The sequence below is a fragment of the Streptomyces sp. W1SF4 genome (assembly GCF_003950035.1).
Classification (GTDB): domain Bacteria; phylum Actinomycetota; class Actinomycetes; order Streptomycetales; family Streptomycetaceae; genus Streptomyces; species Streptomyces racemochromogenes.
In genome coordinates, this window is sequence record NZ_CP034351.1 from 372,335 (window position 1) to 388,896 (window position 16,562).

Genomic DNA, 16,562 nt, shown 5'->3' on the forward strand with positions numbered 1-16,562 from the left:
ACCGAACCGAGAGCAGTCGCTGCGGCGCGAGCCGCATGGGCGCGGCCGGAATGGAAAAGCGCCCCCTATGAGACCCACGAAGAGATCAGAACCCGAGGGCGACCGGCGCCCCGTCGGAGAGGCCGCCGACCCGGGCCCGGGCCCTGGCCGGCAGGTTGAGGAACGGGCACCGGATCGGCTCTCCGAGTTGCCCAAGCGGTCCTGGAAGGCGGTGCTGCGCGGGACCCTGAAGGAGTTCAAGGACGACGAGCTGGCGGACCGGGCGGCGGCGCTGACCTACTACGGGGTGCTGGCCCTCTTCCCCGCGCTGCTGGTGCTGGTGTCGCTGCTGGGCGTCGCGGGCGAGTCGGCGACCCGGCAGGTCCTGGACAACCTGCAAAAGCTCACCCCCGGAGCGGCTCGGGACGTGATCGGCAACGCGGTGCAGCAGCTCCAGGGCAACGCCGGCATCGGCTCGCTCCTGGCGATCGTAGGTCTGCTCGTGGCGATCTGGTCGGCCTCCGGGTACGTGGCCGCGTTCATCCGCGCCTCCAACGCCGTCTACGACATGCCCGAAGGCCGGCCGGTGTGGAAGGTGCTCCCGCTGCGCGTCGGGCTGACCGTCGTGCTCATGATCCTCGCCGTGGTCAGCGCGCTGATCGTCGTCTTCACCGGCACCCTGGCCCGCCAGGCGGGCTCGGCGCTGGGGGTGGGCGACACCGCGATGACGGTGTGGGCGATCGCGAAGTGGCCCGTCCTGCTGGTCCTGGTCACGGTCATGATCGCGCTGCTGTACTGGGCCGCGCCCAATGCCAAGGGCCGTGGCTTCAAGTGGGTGACCCCGGGCAGCTGCCTCGCGTTGGTGATCTGGATGGTCGCCTCGGCCGGGTTCGCGTTCTACGTCGCGAACTTCGGCTCGTACAACAAGACGTACGGCACCCTCGCGGGCGTGATCATCTTCCTGGTGTGGTTGTGGATCACCAACCTGGCCGTCCTGCTGGGCTTGGAGTTCGACGCCGAGATGGTGCGTCAGCGCGCGATCGCGGGCGGCCACCCCGCGGACGAGGAGCCCTACGTCGAGCCGCGGGACACCCGCGAATGGAGCGAGGAAGACCATGAGCGCCTGGGCTGAGGGCCGGACGGCGGCCGGCACACCGCCACCGTTGCGCCGCCCTGGCCGTGGGTGACCGGCTGACGGCAGGGTATGCGCGCCCCGAGAACCCCCTGCGGAGTGGAGGAAGGTGAACAGTTCGATGAGCGCCATGGGAAGCCACGGCAGCGACGCGCCGGTGGGCGAGCTCGTGACGCGGGCCTCGCAGCAGATCTCGGAGCTGGTCCGGGAAGAGATGCAGCTGGCCCGCGCGGAGATGACCCAGAAGGGCAAGCGGTACGGGTTGGGCGGAGGCCTCTTCGGGGGCGCCGGCCTCGTCGGCGTCCTGGCCGCCCAGGCGCTGGTCGCCGCCGCCGTCGCCGCTCTGGCCCTGGTCCTGCCGCTGTGGGCATCAGCCCTGATCATCGGCGCCGCCCTGGCGGCCCTGGCCGCACTGCTGGGGATGGTCGGCAAGAAGCAGGTCGCCCGGGCCGGCGGTCCCGCCCCCGAGAAGACCATCGACAGCATCAAGGCCGATGTGGCCGAGATCAAGGAGAAGGCCCACCGATGAGCAACCAGCCCCAGGCCGACGAGCCGACCCCGGACCAGCTGCGCGCGCAGGTCGAGCGGACCCGCGACCAGCTCGGCCAGACCGTCGAGGCGCTGGCCGCCAAGACCGACGTCAAGGCGCAGACCAAGGCGAAGGCCACCGAGGTCAAGGAGCAGGCCGCCGAGCAGGCCGCGCTCCTGACCGGTCACCTCCGGGACAAGGCCACCCAGGCCGCCGAACTGATCAAGGACAAGACCCCGGACCCCGTCCTCGACAAGGCCGCCTCGGCCGCCACCCTGACGCGGAGCAACCGCACCCCGCTGCTGGTGGCTGCCGCAGCGTTGGCCGTCTTCCTGCTCCTGCGCCGAAACCGGAGGCACAAGTGAAGGCATCCAAGATCGCTTACAAGCCCGTGGGACTCGCCCTCGGCGCCGTCAGCGGCATGGCCGCGAGCCTGGCCTTCAGGCAGGCGTGGAAGGTGATCGGCCACGAAGACGACGCCCCTGACGCCACCGACGAGCACCGCACCTGGCAAGAGGTCCTTCTCGCCGCGGCCCTGCAAGGGGCGATCTTCGCCGTCGTCAGGGCCGCCGTCGACCGGGCAGGAGCCGCCACCACCCGCCGGCTCACCGGAACCTGGCCCGGCTGACCCCTCCCCGGCCCGGAGCGGTGCTCCTCCGCACCGTCCGGCGGACCAGGCTCCGCACCGTACGGGACGTTACCGCTCAGCACCGGCCGGGGCCCCGCCGGTCGCCACGCGCCGGGCCGCAGCGGGGGCGGGGGCGTCCGGTCGGTGTTACTGGGCGCTCGCCGACGGGCGGACCACGATCTCGTTGACGTCCACCTCCGGCGGCTGGGAGACGGCGTAGGCGATCGCGCCCGCGATGGCGTCGGCCGGCAGTGCCACTGAGCGGTAGCCGCGCATCGCCTCCCGGGCCGCCGGGTCCGTGATGCCGTCGGCGAGTTCGGACTCGGTCACACCGGGGGAGACCACGGTCACCCGGAGGTCGCCGGCGGACTCCTGGCGAAGGCCCTCGGAGACCGCGCGGACGGCGAACTTGGTGGCGCAGTACACGGCCGCGGTGGGGACGACCTCGTACGCCCCGACGGACCCGACGTTCACGATGTGCCCGCCGCCTTGGGCGCGCATCACCGGAAGGGCAGCGGCGATCCCGTGCAGCACCCCCCGCAGGTTCACGTCGATCATCCGGTCCCACTCCCGCGTCCTGAGCTCCGCCAGCGGCGAGAGCGGCATGACACCGGCGTTGTTGACCAGTACGTCCACCCGCCCGTACAGGTCGCGGGCGGCCAGGACGAACGCCCGCACGTCGGCGGCGTCGGTGACGTCCAGCCGCCGGGCCGCGGCCGTGCCGCCCAGGGCGGTGATCTCCGAGACCAGCGCGTCGAGACGCCCGGTGCGGCGCGCTCCGAGGAGCAGGCTGTGGCCGTCGGCGGCGAGCCGGCGGGCGGTGGCTTCGCCGATCCCGCTGCTGGCTCCGGTGACGGCGACGATTTTGGTGGTGTGGGCGTTCAATTCCGGCTCCTCGTCTGGGCAGGGAACCGAGTCTGTGCCGGGCCCCGGCCGCCGCCCAGGCCGGGAGGTGCCCGGGTGCGACACACCCAGGCACCGCACGCGACGAGCCGCCTAGCCTGGGGCCGTGAACGACAACCACCTGGGAGACTTCCTCCGCGCGCGCCGCGCCGCCGTCCGGCCCGGCGACGTCGGCATGGCGAGTCACGGCACGCGCCGCGTGGCCGGGCTGCGCCGCGAGGAAGTCGCCGTACTGGCGGGCGTGAACGCCGACTACTACACGCGGCTCGAGCAGGGGCGCGAGCGCCACCCCTCGGCCCAGGTCGTGGACGCGCTCAGCCGCGCCCTGCTGCTGGACGCCGACGCCGCGGCCCACCTGCACCGGCTCGCCGGCACGGTGCCGGCCCGCCCCCACTGCGCGGAGGGCCAGGCGGACCCCGCCCTGCGCGAGCTGATCGACGGCTACACCGACACCCCCGCCGTCGTCACCGGCCCCGCGCTCGACATCCTGGCCGCCAACGCCCTCGCCGAAGCCCTCTACTCACCCTTCCGCCCGGCGGACAACCTCGCCACGATGGTCTTCCTCGACCCGGCCGGCCGGCACTTCCACGCCCAGTGGGACCACACGGCCAAGGCCGTCGTCGGCCACCTCCGAGAAGCCGAGGGGCTACATCCCGGCCACCCGCGGCTACGCGCACTCGTCCACGCACTGCTCGCACGGAGCGCGGACTTCGCCCGCCTGTGGAGCACCCACACCGTGCGCGGCAAGACCCGCGCGGCCAAGCACTTCCGCCACCCCGACGTCGGCGCCCTCCACCTCACTTACCACGCCTTCGACGTACGCCACGCCCCCGGCCAGCAGCTCATCGTCTACCACGCGGAGCCCGACAGCCCCAGCGCGCAGGCCCTGCGCCTGCTCGGCTCCGTGCACGCCACGGCGATCCCCGCCCCGGACCGGCACTGACCGACTCCCCGCTCGGCGCGTCGTCCGCTTCAGACGGTGATCGCGCTCAGGGCCGCGGTGCGGGCCCCGGGCCGCGGAGCGTACTCGGCCCACGCCCCCGCGAGTCTGCGCACCGCCTCCGAGAGCACGTCCGGCGGGAGCAGGAAGTGCAGGCGCAGCATGCGGGTGCTCCCGCCGAGGGCATCCATCGTCGAGCCCGGCAGCACCGCCACCCCGTGGCGCAACGCGACCTGCGCGAAGGCGACCCCGTCACCGTACGGGAGCCGCACCCACAGCGTCTGGCCCCCCTCGGCCGGCGGACAGCTCCAGGAGGGCAGCCGGCGGGCGAGCTCCGCCCGCAGACGGTCGTGGCCGACCCGCAGTTCCCGCACCCGGCGGTGCAGCAGCGGCGTGAAGTCCTCCAGCAGCCGCACCGCCGCCAGCTGCGCCGGAACGTCGCTGCCCAGGTCGTGGATCGCCTTCAGCCGGGCGAGCCGGGCCACCAGCGGGGCCGGCCCCCGGACCCAGCCGATCCGCAGGCCGCCCCACACCGCCTTGCTGAGCGAACCCACGGCGATCACCTCGGAACCGCAGGAGGACAGCGGCGGCTGCTCCGGGACGTCGCCGAAGCCCAGGTCGGTGAGGACTTCGTCGTCCACCAGCGGCACCCCGTACGCCTGCGCCGCCTCCACCAGGCGCCGCCCCTGCAGCGGCGGCAGCACCGCGCCGGTCGGGTTCTGGAAGCGCTGCATCACGTACGCCATGGCAGGGCGGTGGCGTTCCATCACCTTGACCGCCTCCGCCACGTCGAGGCCGTCCGGCCCCATCCGCACCGGATACGGCACCGCCGCCGCCTCACGGAACAGGTCCAGCGCACCGGGATAGGTCGGCGCCTCCACGAGCACACCGTCGCCGGGCGCGAGCAGCAGCCGGGTGAGCAGCGCGATGGCCTGCTGGGCGCCGGTGGTGACCAGGACCTGCTCAGCGGAGGTCGGCACGCCCCGCCGCCCGTAGCGCCGCGCCACCGCCTCGCGCAGCACGGGCAGGCCGGCCGGGTGGTAGCCCAGGTCGTCGGCCGGGAGGACGAGCCCTCCGTACGCCTCGGCGACAGCGGGCGGCGGACCGACGGGCGCGGCACAGCTCAGGAGGATCACCCCGTCCCGCCCCGAGGGGTCGAGGAGGTGCAGGAACAGCGGGTTGGACGTCACCGTCACCCGCGGCTCCGCCGGCGCCAGGACCGCCGGTGCCACCCGGGTTCCGCTGCCCTGGCGGCGTATCAGACGGCCCTCCTGCCTCAGCGTCTCGTACGCCGACACCACCGTCGTACGCCCCACCGCGAGCGCGACGGCGAGCCGGCGGTCCGCCGGCAGCGGCGTGCCCGGCGGGAGCAGCCCGTCGTCCGCCAACTGCCGTATCCGCGTGGCCAGGAGGAGGTACAGGGGTCCCCGGCCGGCCGACCAGCGGCCGAGCCGGGCGACGAGGTCGTCCAGCGCAATTGGCTCCATCAGGAGACCAATCTGCCGGGATTGGTCCTGTCACCGCAAGCCCCGCGTGCTCAGAGTGGACGTCATGAGCACCGACACGCACCCCGCCGCCGCCCTCCACCCCTCCGCCGAGACGCACCCCGCCGCCGCCCACCCCTCCGCCCCGGCACCGCGCCCGGAGACCCTCGCCGTCCACTCCCCGCAGACCGAGATCCGCGGCAGCAGGCCGCTCGGTGTCCCCCTCCACCAGGGACACGTCTTCGCCTTCGACACCGCCGACGCCATGGCCGAGGCGTTCGACTCGACCGACACCTTCGTCTACAGCCGACTGGGCAACCCCACGGTCCGCGCCCTGGAGACCGCCGTCGCCCGCCTGGAGGGAGGGGCCGCCGCGCTCTCCTACGCCTCCGGGATGGGCGCCATCAGCGGCGTCATGCTCGCACTGCTCGCCGGCGGCGCCCACGTGGTCGCCCAGCGGTGCCTCTACGGCGGCACGTACGCCCTCCTCGCCGACCTCACCGCCCGCTGGGGCGTGACGGTCACCTACGTCTCCGGCTCCGACCCCGACGAGGTGCGGGCCGCGCTGCGCCCGGAGACCCGGCTGCTCTACCTGGAGACCATCGCCAACCCCACCACGCGGGTCTCCGACCTGCCCGCCCTGATCGGCGTCGCCCGCGAGGCCGGAGTCGCCACCGTCGTCGACAACACCTTCGCCTCGCCCCTGCTGTGCCGTCCGATCGAGTACGGCGCCGACATCGTCGTGCACTCGGCGACCAAGTACCTCGCCGGTCACGCCGACGTTCTCGGCGGCATCGCCGTCTTCAGGGACGAGCAGACCTACCGCGCCGTCCGCCACCACGCGGTCGAACAGGGCGCCACCACCGATCCGTTCGCCGCCTGGCTGACCCTGCGCGGACTGCAGACGCTGCCGCTGCGCATCGAGCGGCAGTGTGCCAACGCCGCCGAGCTCGCCGCGAGGCTGGCCGCGCACCCGGCGGTCACCGCCGTCCGGCACCCCGCCCTCGTGGGGCACCCCGACCACGAGGTGGCGGCGCGGTTGCTGCCGCGGGGCGGTGGCGGGGTCGTCTCCTTCGACCTCGCGGGCGGCCGCGAAGCCGGCCGGACCTTCGTCGAAGCGGTCCGACTGGCATCGCTGAGCGCCTCGCTCGGCGATGTGAAGACCCTCGTCATGCACCCGGCCTCCACCTCCCACCGCCAGCTCGGCGCCGACGCCCTCGCGGCAGCCGGCATCGGACCGGGCACGGTCCGGGTCTCGGTCGGAATCGAGCACGTCCAGGACCTGTGGGCGGACCTCGACCAGGCCCTGACCAAGGCCCTGTAGGACCGACCCCGCATGCCGCATGCCGCATGCCGCATGCCGCATGCCGCACGCCGCATGCCGCACGCCGCATGCCGCGTACCGCGCGTCAGCGCCGAAGCCCCCGTGCCCGGCCGGGCGCGCTCCGCCGGCTCATCGGTCCTGACCCAGGAGGGTCGGGAGCTCGGTGCGGTTGCTGACGCCGAGCTTGGGGAAGGCCCGGTAGAGGTGGTGGCCGACGGTGCGGGGGCTCAGGAAGAGCCGGGTGGCGATCTCGCGGTTGGTGGCGCCCGTGGCGGCGAGCCGTACGACTTCGCGCTCCTGCGGGCTGAGCCGGCCGAGGAGTGCGTTCGGACGGCTGTCGGGGTCCAGGGTCTCACCGCTGGCCTGGAGTTCGGTGCGGGCCCGGGCCGCCCACGGCTGGGCGCCGAGCGTCTCGAACGCTTCCAGGGCGGTACGCAGGCGGCTGCGCGCGTCGGTCCGGCGTCGTTCGCGGCGCAGCCATTCTCCGTACAGCAGCTCGGTGCGGGCGCGTTCGAAAGGCTGCGTGGTGTCCGCGTCGTGCAGGCGCAGGGCGGCCGTGAAATGCCGCTCGGCCTCGCCCTCGGGACCGGTCAGTGCCCGGCAGCGATGTGAGAGGGCGAGTGCGGCGGGCCGGTTCGCCGCCTGCGCCCACTGGGCCAGCAGCTCCACGGGCTCCGCGGCGCGCTCCCGCTGCCCGGCCCGGACGGCCGCCTCCACCAGATCGGGAAGGAGGAAGGCCGCCAGAGCGGGGTGCCCCACTCGGGACCGCGCGGCTTCCATGTGGGTCAGGGCGTTCCCGGCGTGGCCGAGGCCGAGGGCGAGCAGGCCGAGGGCCCGGTGCGCGTGGGCGGCGGCCAGTTCGATGCCGTGCGCATCGGCGTAGCGCAGTGCCGCTTCGCTCAGGCCGGCGCACCGTTCCTGTTCGCCCTGGAGGGCCGCGATCGTGGCCAGGGTCGCCCGCAGGTACGTTTCGCGGTGGCGGCGGCCGAACTGCTCGGCGACGGCCAGCCCTTCGGTGGCGGCGGCGCGGGCCTCATCGTAGAGCCCCAGCGACAGCTGGGCGTCGGCGAGGAGGTGCAGTGCGGTGTGGAGCCAGCCGACCACGTCCTGGTCCCGGCAGTCGCGTACGCAGTCGGTCGCGGTGTCGAGAGCGGCACGGTGATCGGCGAAGAGCTGGTCGTACGTACTGGCCAGGATCCTTTCGGCGAACCCGGCCTCCCTCCCCGCGGCCCGCGCCTGACGCATCGTGTCCCTGACGGCGTCCAGGGGGCCCGTCATCGCCCTCGCCACCGCGTAGTCCGGCGAGTCGGGGAGCCGGGCGGCGACCTCGGCCAGCAGCTGCCCGTCGCCCGAGGACCGCGCCGTCTGGACCGCCTCGGTCAGCACCGGAGCCAGATCGGCCGAGCGGCTGATCCGGTCCGCGCATTCGAGGAGGATGCGCGCGGCCTCGCCCGGCGATCCCCGGTCGAGCTCGACGATGGCCCGCACGCGCGCGAAGTCCGCGAGCATGACCGGGTCCAGGGTGAGTGCGTTGATGCGGTCGGTGAGGGCCGCGGTGCGGTGGAACTGCCCCGCCTCGGCCGAGGTGAAGGCCGCGGCGGCCAGGAGCCGGGCGCGCCCGGCGGAGTCCGCGGTCAGCTGCGCCGCCCGTTCGTAGGCAGCCGAGGCGGACGCCGTGCCCTGACGACCTCCCGCCCTCTGCGCGACGCCCACCATCTGCGCGGCGACGGCCTCGTCGGCTCCGGTCGTGGCGGCCGCCAGGTGCCAGGCCCTGCGGTCGGTGTGCTTGCCGACGCCCGACTCCCCGTCCAGCGCGTCCGCCAGCGCCCTGTGGGCTGCCAGGCGCCGGGCCAGGGCGGCGTTCTGGTAGGTGGCCGACCTGATGAGGGGGTGGCGGAAGGCGACCCTGTTCTCGGTGAGCACGACGAGCGCGGCGTGTTCAGCCGGTTCCAGGTCCTCCAGCGTGGCGCCGAAGCGGGTCGACGCCCGCAGTACGAGGTCCAGGTCGCCGGAGTCGTCGGCGGCGGCCACCAGCAGCATGGCCCGCGTGGGGTCGGGCAGGCGGCGGATCTGCTCCTGGAACGTCTCCTGGATCCGGCTGGAGGGCGAAGCCAGCCCGGCGGGAAGGGCGATCGGGTTCAGCTGGCCTGCGCGCTGTTCGGCGGTGAGGGCCGCGGGCAGCTCCAGCAGGGCCAGCGGATTGCCCTGCGCCTGCTCCACGATCCGGTCCCGCGCGTAGGGCGACAGGGCGGCGACGCGGTCGGTCAGCAGGGCGTCGACGGCCGCGGGGTCGAGGCCGTGCAGCAGCAGCCGGGGCAAGCCGGCGATCTGCCCGCCGGGCACACCGTCGCGTACGCCGAACAGCATCACCACGCCCTCGGAGTGGAGCCGGCGGGCCGCGAACGTCAGAGCGTCCAGGGACGCCCGGTCCAGCCACTGGGAGTCGTCGATCACGCACAGGAGGGGACCGCCGCCCGCGGCCTGCGACAGGATCGTCAGCACCGCCGTCCCCAGGCTGAAGCGGTCGCGCACCGCCTCCCCGGACAGCCCGAACGCCGCGTTCAGCGCGGCGGCCTGCGGCTCGGGCAGCCGCTCCAGATGGCTGGTGACGGGCCACAGGAGCTGGTGCAGACCACCGAAGGCCAGCTCCATCTCCGACTCGATGCCCACGGTCCGCAGTACCCGCCCGGGGCCCGCGAGCCCGGCGGCGTACTCCAGCAGTGCCGTCTTGCCCATCCCGGCCTCACCGTGAATCACCAGCGCACAGCCGGCACCGTCGCCGGCACGGTCGAGTATCCGGCGTATCTGGTCCTGCTCGGTCTCCCGCCCGTACAGCATGGGGTAAACATACCTAACGACCCCGCCTTGTTGATCAAGGCGTTAAGTCATGCCGACCGATGTGCCGGTCCGTCAGACCGCCATAGCTTTCCGTGCATCACGCCACATCGATCGCGGGAGTCCTCACCTTGTCCGAGCTCGTCCACGTCGTACCGCTCCACAGCGTTTCGGTCACCGACGCCACCGTCTGGCACCGGGTCGTCACCGCCTCGATGGCCCACGACCTGCCGGGAGTGCCGCTTCCCGGGCCCGGGCAGGTCCACGCCCAGCTCACCCAGCCCCCCTTGGACAGCCAGCGGCTGACCTGGCTCGCCGCCGGAGCGGACGGAGTCCCGTTCGCCGTCGCGGGCCTGCGGCTGTTCGCCACCCCGGGCAGGGACCACCTCGCCGAACTGGAACTCCACGTCGACCCCGCACACCGGCGACGGGGAGCCGGCTCGCGCCTGCTGTCGGCAGTCGTGGCGGCCTGCCGCACCGAGGGGCGCCGAAGCCTCATCGTCGAAGCCCCGGCCGACAGCCCGGGCGAGGCCTTCTGCGAACGGTGGGGCTTCCGGCGGGCGCTGGGCCTGGATCACCTGCTGCTGCACTTCGACCGGCTGGACGAGGAAGCCGTGCTCCTGGCCGCCGGAACCAGGCACACCGGGTACAGGCTGGCCGGCTGGACGGGAACGGTTCCCGACGATCTCGCCGACGCCTTCGCCGCGGCCAAGAACGCGATGAACGACATGCCCACCGGCGACCTCGACTACGGCAGCGTGGCGTGGGACCCCGAACGCGTCCGCGCCATGGCCAAGGTGGTCTCCGACCGAGGGGACGTGCTCCTGACCACCGCCGCCGTCCACGACGACGGCACCGTGGCCGGCTACACCGAGATCGTGATTCCCCGGGGAGCGTCGCCGCGGGCCCAGCAGTACGACACGGCCGTCGTGCCGGCGCACCGCGGCCACGGGCTGGGGCTGTGGGTCAAGGCCGCCATGGTCCGCCGACTGCGAGCCGACCACCAGGAAGTCGTCGAAATCGAGACGGACAACGCCGAGGACAACGTCCACATGCTGGCGGTCAACCAGGCACTGGGCTTCCGCCTCTACCGGCGCACGCGTGAGTACCAGCTCGACGTCCCGGCGGTCTGAGCTCCGCACCGCGGTCGACCGGTGGCTGCCGTAGCCGGCCGCCTGCCGCTGATGCCGCACATCGACCGGCCGAGGCCGGCATCCACGGAAACGAGAGTCGCTCAATGCGTGTGTTGTTGATGGCGTACGGGTCGCGCGGAGACGTCGAGCCGATGGTGGGACTCGCAGTGAGTCTGCGGGCGCTCGGCGCACAGGTGCGCATGTGCGCGCCGCCGGACTTCGCGGAGCTGCTGGAGAAGCAGGACCTCCCCCTGACACCCATCGGCCGGCCGCTGCGGCCGGTCGTGAAGGCGGTCGTGACCGGGGCGGCGCCGACCGCGGCGGAGGGCCTGGCCGAGCGCACGGCCGCGTTGCTCACCTCCACGTACGACGCGGTCTCCGCGAGCGCGGAGGGCTGTGACGTGGTGGTGGCGACCGGCCTGCTCCCCGCCATGGCCGCCGCGCGGTCGGTGGCGGAGCGACGGGGCATCCGCTACGTGCCCGTGGCCTACTTTCCGGCGTTCCTGCCGTCGCCGCACCACCCGCCGCTGCCGTGGCCGGGCCGGCCCGTCCCGCCGGAGGTGACCGACAACCGGGTCCTGTGGGAGCTGAACGCGCAGAACCTGAACGCGTTGTTCGGCGAGGCGGTCAACGCGCACCGGGCATCGGTCGGCCTGCCCCCGGTGGACGGCGTCCGCGACCACGTCCTCACCGATCGGCCGTTGCTGGCAGCCGACCCGGTCCTGAGCCCGTGGCCCGAGCCCGCGGACCTCGACGTGGTACAGACCGGCGCGTGGATCCGACCGGACGAACGCCCGCTCCCCGCCGATCTGGAGGCGTTCCTGAACGCCGGAACACCACCGGTGTACGTGGGCTTCGGCAGCATTCCCGTGCGCGACGCGCACCATGTCACCCGGGCCGCCATCGAGGCCGTCCGCGCGCAGGGCCACCGCGTCCTGCTCTCCCGCGGCTGGGCCGACCTGGAACCGGGCGACGGCGAGGACGACTGCTTCGCCGTCGACGAGGTCAACCACCAGGCCCTCTTCCCCCGGGTCGCCGCCATCGTGCACCACGGCGGCGCGGGCACCACGACGACGGCCGCCCGAGCCGGCACGCCCCAGGTCGTGGTACCCCAGATGGCGGACCAGCCCTACTGGGCCGGCCGCGTGGCCGAGCTCGGCATCGGCGCGGCCCACGACGGCCCGGCCCCGACCTCCGAGTCCCTGTCGGCCGCCCTCGCGACAGCGCTCGCCCCCGAAACGGCAGCACGGGCGAAGGCCGTCGCCGGCACGATCCGCACCGACGGGACGACGGTGGCCGCGAACCTGCTCCTCGGCACGGAACAGGCCGCGCCGATGAGCCGCGAACAGATCTCCGAGATCGCCCATGCCCGTCACCCCATCAAGTCCCCGCTCGACGACGACGCGGTCGGCCGGTTGCTCGAACACGGCCTGCCGCGAGGCGACGAGCGCGTCCTCGACCTCGGATGCGGCACGGCGGAATGGCTGCTGCGCGCCCTGGCCGCACGCCCGCACCTGCACGCCGAAGGCGTCGACGTCTCCGAAGCCGCCCTGACGCAAGCCCGCCGGGCGGCGAGCGGACTCGGAGTCGGCGAGCGCCTGGTCCTCCACCAGGAGGACGCCGCGGACTTCGTCTCCTCACAGCCGTTCGACCTGGTCATCAGCGTCGGCGCCACCCACGCCTTCGGCGGTCTCCTGCCCACGCTCGCGGCGGCCCGCGGGCACCTGGCTCCCGGCGGCCGCGTCCTGATCGGCGAGTCGTTCTGGGACCGGCCCCCTTCGCCGGCGGCCGTCGAGATGTTCGGCGACCTCGACACCCTGGCGACCACGGTGGACCGCGTCGTCGCCGACGGTTGGACCCCCGTCCACGGCCACGTCAGCACCCGCGGCGAGCTGGACGCCTACGAGTGGGCATGCTGGGGCTCGCTGGCGGCATGGGCCCTGGACCACCCGACGGACCCGGCCGCCGCCCACGTACTGGCGACGGCCGACACCCACCGGTCGCAGTGGCTGCACGGATACCGGGAAAGCTTCGGCTTCCTCTGCCTGGTCCTGCGCCAGACCCCTGGACGACCGGGAACGAGGTGAACACGACAGCGCCGACCCCGTCGAGCGGGCCCGGCGCAGCGGCCCGGCCGATGGCGTGGCCGCCGTGACCGGCCTACCCGGGGAGGCGGACCGCGCCCGTGGCCGGCCGGCCGTCGCCGACAGTGCCGGCCGCCGGGCCGGTGCGCGCCGGCCACTGTCCGGCAGGATGCGGCGGCCCGGGCGCAGCGCACGGGTACGGGACGGAGGACGGCCGGTCCAGATCCTGCGGGAGCAGGGCCGCGACCCAGGCGTCGCGGCGGGAGCCGTTCTGGACCGTGCGGGCCCGGTGGGTTCCCTCCAGGACGTAGCCGGCCCGCTCAGCGCAGGCCAGGGAGGCGTCGTTGCCCACCTCCACCACCGCCTCCAGCCGGTCGACGCCGAGGGCGCCGAACGCCCATGCGGACATCATGCGCAGGGCCGCCGACGTGTGGCCACGGCCCCGTTGGCCGGCTGCGGTCCAGTAGCCCACCCATGCCAGTTGCTCGGACAGGCCGGCCCAGCTCAGGCCGAACACGCCCAGCGAACCGACGAATTCGCCGGTCCGCTTCAGCTCGGCGGCGAAGATCAGGTTGGTCGCGTCCTGCCAGCCCTGGGCGCACACCACCTCCACGAACGCCCGCGCCTGCCGGAGCGTCGGCTCGGCCGGCACCTCGGTCCACCGGCGCACCGTCTCGTCCTGCCATCCGGCGAGTACGTGTCCGGCGTCGGACGGGCGCATCGGCCGCAGGATCAGCCGATCGTCGGACAAGGTCACCGGGTCCATGCCAGGGCTCCGTTCTCGTGGGCCGCGATGAGTTCCGCGTAACGGCCGCCCCGGTCGGTCAGTTCCTCGTGACGGCCGCTCTCGACGATCCGGCCGTGGTCGAGGACGATGATGCGGTCGGCGTTGCGCACGGTCGACAGGCGGTGCGCGATGGTGATGCGCGTGACCCGGTGGGCTGCGCTCTCCAGGCTCGCCATGACCGCGGCCTCCGTTTCCACGTCGAGGGCGCTGGTGGCCTCGTCGAGGACCAGGACCGGCGGTCTGCGCAGCAGTGTCCGGGCCAGGGCGAGCCGTTGCCGTTCGCCGCCGGACAGCCGGTGCCCGCGCTCGCCGAGGACCGTGTCATAGCCCTCCGGGAGGGCGAGGACCACCTCGTGGATCCGGGCCGTCCGCGCCGCGGCGTACAGCTCCTCCTCGTCGGCGTCCGGCTTGGCGTAGAGCAGGTTCTGCCGGACGGATTCGTTGAAGAAGAACGGCTCCTGCGCGACCACGCCCACCGTGTCGGCCAGCGAGGCGAAGGAGACGTCCCGTACGTCGACACCGTCGATGCGGACCGTGCCCTCCCGTGCGTCGTACATCCTCGAAACGAGGTGGCCCAGGGTCGTCTTGCCCGAGCCGGTGGCGCCGACGACCGCCAGATGGCTGCCGGCCGGGACCACCAGGTCCACCTCGGACAGGCAGGCGCCCCCGGCCGCGTAGCCGAAACCGACACCGTCGAAGCGGACCTCGCCCCGCGTCTCCCGCAGGACCACCGGCCGTTCGCTCTCGACGATGTCGTTCTCCACGTCGAGGTACTCGAAGATGCGCTGGAAGTAGGACATCGAGGCCTGGAGCTGCACCCCCGTCGACAACAGCTGTGTGGCAGGCCACACCAGTGCCTGCTGGAGGGCGACGAAGGCGACGAGGGTTCCGGTGGAGGGGAGGGACCCCTCGGCCTGCGCGATGACACCGGCCCCCCAGTACAGCAGGGGCGGGGCGCTGGCCATCAGGATGCCCAGTGCCGACATGCGCCACTGCCCCGAGAGCCCCGCCTTCAAGGACACCGCCGCCAGCTGCCTCGACGCCTCGCGGAACCGGGCGGCCGTCGAGCTGCTGCGCCCCATGCTGCGCCGGAGCAGCACCCCGGAGACGGAGAGCGATTCCTCGATCATCCCGGTCATGTCCGCCACGCGCTGCTGCCGGTCGTCCGTCAGGCTCCGCTGTTCGGCACCCACCCAACGGCTCACGGCCACGAACGCCGCCAGGAGGGGCAGGACGAACAGGGCCATGCGCCAGTCGAGCAGCAGCATCGCCGTCAGGGTCGCCAGGACGCTCGCACCGTTGGAGAGCACCGAGGTCAGCGTCGAGGTGAGGGTGGTCTCCATGCCGGCGATGTCGCTCGTGAGGCGGGCCTGGAGGTCGCCCGAGCGGGCCGCGGTGAAGAAGCTCACCGGCAGACCCTGGACGTGCTCGTACGTCCTGGAACGCAGCTCGTGCATCACCTCGTGGCCGGCGCGGTTCGACAGCAGGTTCTGGAGCACCCCGGACGCGTTCGCCACGACCGCGGCGAGGACCATTCCCGCCGCCAGGAGCGTCAGCAGGCCGATGTCGCCGTGTGGCAGGGCGGCGTCGAGGATCTCCCTGAGCAGGAAGGGCCAGCTGGCCGACGCGGCGGTGTCCATGACGACCAGCGCGATGATCAGGAGGATCTTCCCGCGGTGGGGCCGGAACAGCCTCGCCACCCGGCGTGCGGCCGGGGCGGCGGACGGCGAGGCCTTCCCCCCTCTGGGCGTACCGGTCCCGGCGTCGGTGGTGACGGTCATGCTCGTTCCCTGATGGTCGGTCACCGCAGCAGCGCCTCTACGATCGCGCACTGCCGGCTGAACGGGAGTGCCGCGCGGTTCCAGTGGTAGACGATGAAGAAGGCGGCCGCCTCCCGCGGCCCGACGTACGCCTCGGGGGAGGCGAAGTACTCCGCCAGCCAGCGCGGGCACTCCGTCCGGGCGGCACGCGCGAACGCTTCGGGGTACGGCAGGTTCCAGGGCCGGGTAATGGATGCCAGCCTGCCCGGTTCGGACCACACACGGTGGATCTTCGTGACGGTCTCGCCCCAGCCTTCCGGTTCCTCGCCGGCCATGCTCCGCCCGGCCTGCCGGCGCAGACGGTCCCAGACGTCGCGGTCTTCCCAGCCCACGATCCGGAGCTCGTCGAGCAGGGCCTCGATCATCACCAGGGAGACCGCCCAGGCCGGCTTGCGGTCCTCGGGCCGGCGCGCCCAGTGCTCCGCCCAGGCGAGGGAGTCCGCGGTGAAGAGGCGGTGCACGCTCGCCATGGACACCGGCCCGCCGAAGAGGTGCTGCTCCGGTTCGTACACCGCGCGTGACCAGGCCTCGGCCAGCCCCCGGTGCCGCCATTCGGCCATGGCGGCGTCGAGGACGCCGACCGTCTCCTGCGGATTCCCGCCGGAGGCGGGCAACCTGAACCGGACCCGCATGCCCGGCTCCTTGTGCATGAAGAAGAAGTCCTCGGCCCGCTCCGTGGACAGCAGTTGCCGAGCGAGGTGGCCGAGAGCCGCGTACAGCTCCGGTTGGCCCATGGCCGCGGGCAGGTGCAGCCGGTACTCCGCCCACTGCGGTCGGTCCGTCCTCTCGTGCACCGCGTCCAGTCCGCCGGCCAGCAGGGCCTCGATCGCCGCGACCAGGCGCGGGTCGTGTGTGCCGTGTCCCTCCAGTTCGTCGGCGGCCCTCCTGAGGAACCGCGGCAGGGGCTCCGCGTGCGGCCCGAGCCGTAGGGCAGAGGGGTCGAATGTGTGCTGTGCGCTCATGCCGTGCCCGCTCCTCGCCGCA

Annotated in this window: 14 protein-coding genes and 1 pseudogene; 9 read left to right on the forward strand and 6 right to left on the reverse strand. The window is 73.5% G+C overall.

The window, feature by feature from the left end:
• The first annotated feature begins 67 nt into the window (after positions 1–67).
• From D1J60_RS35590 to D1J60_RS35605, 4 genes are all read left to right on the forward strand, one after another.
• Positions 68–1,111 carry a YihY/virulence factor BrkB family protein gene (locus D1J60_RS35590; RefSeq protein WP_125824632.1) on the forward strand — a complete coding sequence of 348 codons (1,044 nt, stop codon included), beginning with the start codon at positions 68–70 and terminating at the stop codon, positions 1,109–1,111.
• 121 nt (positions 1,112–1,232) lie between these two features.
• Positions 1,233–1,640, forward strand: a complete 408-nt coding sequence (locus tag D1J60_RS35595; RefSeq protein WP_125824633.1) for a phage holin family protein — start codon at positions 1,233–1,235, stop codon at positions 1,638–1,640.
• A complete protein-coding gene (locus D1J60_RS35600; RefSeq protein WP_125824634.1) occupies positions 1,637–2,005 on the forward strand; it encodes a DUF3618 domain-containing protein in 369 nt (122 codons plus the stop codon). The genes D1J60_RS35595 and D1J60_RS35600 overlap by 4 nt, the downstream gene beginning before the upstream one ends.
• Positions 2,002–2,268 carry a DUF4235 domain-containing protein gene (locus D1J60_RS35605; RefSeq protein ID WP_125824635.1) on the forward strand — a complete coding sequence of 89 codons (267 nt, stop codon included), beginning with the start codon at positions 2,002–2,004 and terminating at the stop codon, positions 2,266–2,268. Before D1J60_RS35600 ends, D1J60_RS35605 begins: the two co-directional genes overlap by 4 nt.
• A 147-nt stretch (positions 2,269–2,415) precedes the next feature.
• Here the strand turns inward: D1J60_RS35605 and D1J60_RS35610 are convergent, their stop codons facing one another.
• A complete protein-coding gene (locus D1J60_RS35610) occupies positions 2,416–3,153 on the reverse strand; it encodes an SDR family oxidoreductase (RefSeq protein WP_125824636.1) in 738 nt (245 codons plus the stop codon).
• A 124-nt stretch (positions 3,154–3,277) separates the two neighbouring features.
• Here D1J60_RS35610 and D1J60_RS35615 point away from each other — a divergent pair, with 124 nt between their 5' ends.
• Positions 3,278–4,114 carry a helix-turn-helix transcriptional regulator gene (locus D1J60_RS35615; protein WP_125824637.1) on the forward strand — a complete coding sequence of 279 codons (837 nt, stop codon included), beginning with the start codon at positions 3,278–3,280 and terminating at the stop codon, positions 4,112–4,114.
• Positions 4,115–4,143: 29 nt separating this feature from the next.
• On the opposite strand, the gene D1J60_RS35620 is transcribed toward D1J60_RS35615, so the two are convergent.
• Positions 4,144–5,598, reverse strand: coding sequence for a PLP-dependent aminotransferase family protein (locus D1J60_RS35620; RefSeq protein ID WP_125824638.1), 1,455 nt, complete (start codon positions 5,596–5,598; stop codon positions 4,144–4,146).
• Between the two features lie 64 nt (positions 5,599–5,662).
• Here D1J60_RS35620 and D1J60_RS35625 point away from each other — a divergent pair, with 64 nt between their 5' ends.
• Complete coding sequence (locus D1J60_RS35625) at positions 5,663–6,919, forward strand: aminotransferase class I/II-fold pyridoxal phosphate-dependent enzyme (RefSeq protein ID WP_125824639.1); 1,257 nt, start codon at positions 5,663–5,665, stop codon at positions 6,917–6,919.
• 129 nt (positions 6,920–7,048) lie between these two features.
• Here the strand turns inward: D1J60_RS35625 and D1J60_RS35630 are convergent, their stop codons facing one another.
• Positions 7,049–9,757, reverse strand: coding sequence for a helix-turn-helix transcriptional regulator (locus tag D1J60_RS35630; protein ID WP_125824640.1), 2,709 nt, complete (start codon positions 9,755–9,757; stop codon positions 7,049–7,051).
• A 128-nt stretch (positions 9,758–9,885) separates the two neighbouring features.
• On the opposite strand from D1J60_RS35630, the gene D1J60_RS35635 reads away from it, so the two are divergent.
• The 3 genes and pseudogenes from D1J60_RS35635 (at position 9,886) to D1J60_RS38460 (ending at position 12,974) form a co-directional block, all read left to right on the forward strand.
• Positions 9,886–10,887 carry a GNAT family N-acetyltransferase gene (locus D1J60_RS35635; RefSeq protein WP_241253681.1) on the forward strand — a complete coding sequence of 334 codons (1,002 nt, stop codon included), beginning with the start codon at positions 9,886–9,888 and terminating at the stop codon, positions 10,885–10,887.
• Between the two features lie 104 nt (positions 10,888–10,991).
• Positions 10,992–12,206: pseudogene (locus D1J60_RS38455) on the forward strand (glycosyltransferase); the annotation flags it as partial.
• Positions 12,207–12,221: 15 nt separating this feature from the next.
• Positions 12,222–12,974: a class I SAM-dependent methyltransferase gene (locus D1J60_RS38460; protein WP_241253710.1), complete on the forward strand. Its 753-nt coding sequence runs from the start codon at positions 12,222–12,224 to the stop codon at positions 12,972–12,974.
• A gap of 73 nt (positions 12,975–13,047) precedes the next feature.
• Here D1J60_RS38460 and D1J60_RS35645 read toward each other — a convergent pair whose 3' ends face one another.
• From D1J60_RS35645 to D1J60_RS35655, 3 genes are read right to left on the reverse strand one after another with little or no spacing between them, the layout of a single operon-like run.
• Complete coding sequence (locus tag D1J60_RS35645; RefSeq protein WP_125824642.1) at positions 13,048–13,737, reverse strand: GNAT family protein; 690 nt, start codon at positions 13,735–13,737, stop codon at positions 13,048–13,050.
• A complete protein-coding gene (locus D1J60_RS35650; protein ID WP_125824643.1) occupies positions 13,725–15,539 on the reverse strand; it encodes an ABC transporter ATP-binding protein in 1,815 nt (604 codons plus the stop codon). Before D1J60_RS35650 ends, D1J60_RS35645 begins: the two co-directional genes overlap by 13 nt.
• Before the next feature lie 20 nt (positions 15,540–15,559).
• Positions 15,560–16,540: a thiopeptide-type bacteriocin biosynthesis protein gene (locus D1J60_RS35655; protein WP_125824644.1), complete on the reverse strand. Its 981-nt coding sequence runs from the start codon at positions 16,538–16,540 to the stop codon at positions 15,560–15,562.
• Positions 16,541–16,562 lie beyond the last annotated feature (22 nt).

Excerpts from the sequence above, each read along its gene's own strand:
- D1J60_RS35595 (WP_125824633.1), top strand. The coding sequence starts at position 1,233 with ATGAGCGCCATGGGAAGCCACGGCAGCGACGCGCCGGTGGGCGAGCTC.
- D1J60_RS35650 (WP_125824643.1), bottom strand. The coding sequence starts at position 15,539 with ATGACCGTCACCACCGACGCCGGGACCGGTACGCCCAGAGGGGGGAAG.
- D1J60_RS35590 (WP_125824632.1), top strand. The coding sequence starts at position 68 with ATGAGACCCACGAAGAGATCAGAACCCGAGGGCGACCGGCGCCCCGTC.
- D1J60_RS35625 (WP_125824639.1), top strand. The coding sequence starts at position 5,663 with ATGAGCACCGACACGCACCCCGCCGCCGCCCTCCACCCCTCCGCCGAG.
- D1J60_RS35645 (WP_125824642.1), bottom strand. The coding sequence starts at position 13,737 with ATGGACCCGGTGACCTTGTCCGACGATCGGCTGATCCTGCGGCCGATG.
- D1J60_RS35600 (WP_125824634.1), top strand. The coding sequence starts at position 1,637 with ATGAGCAACCAGCCCCAGGCCGACGAGCCGACCCCGGACCAGCTGCGC.
- D1J60_RS35655 (WP_125824644.1), bottom strand. The coding sequence starts at position 16,540 with ATGAGCGCACAGCACACATTCGACCCCTCTGCCCTACGGCTCGGGCCG.
- D1J60_RS38460 (WP_241253710.1), top strand. The coding sequence starts at position 12,222 with ATGAGCCGCGAACAGATCTCCGAGATCGCCCATGCCCGTCACCCCATC.
- D1J60_RS35620 (WP_125824638.1), bottom strand. The coding sequence starts at position 5,598 with ATGGAGCCAATTGCGCTGGACGACCTCGTCGCCCGGCTCGGCCGCTGG.
- D1J60_RS35630 (WP_125824640.1), bottom strand. The coding sequence starts at position 9,757 with ATGCTGTACGGGCGGGAGACCGAGCAGGACCAGATACGCCGGATACTC.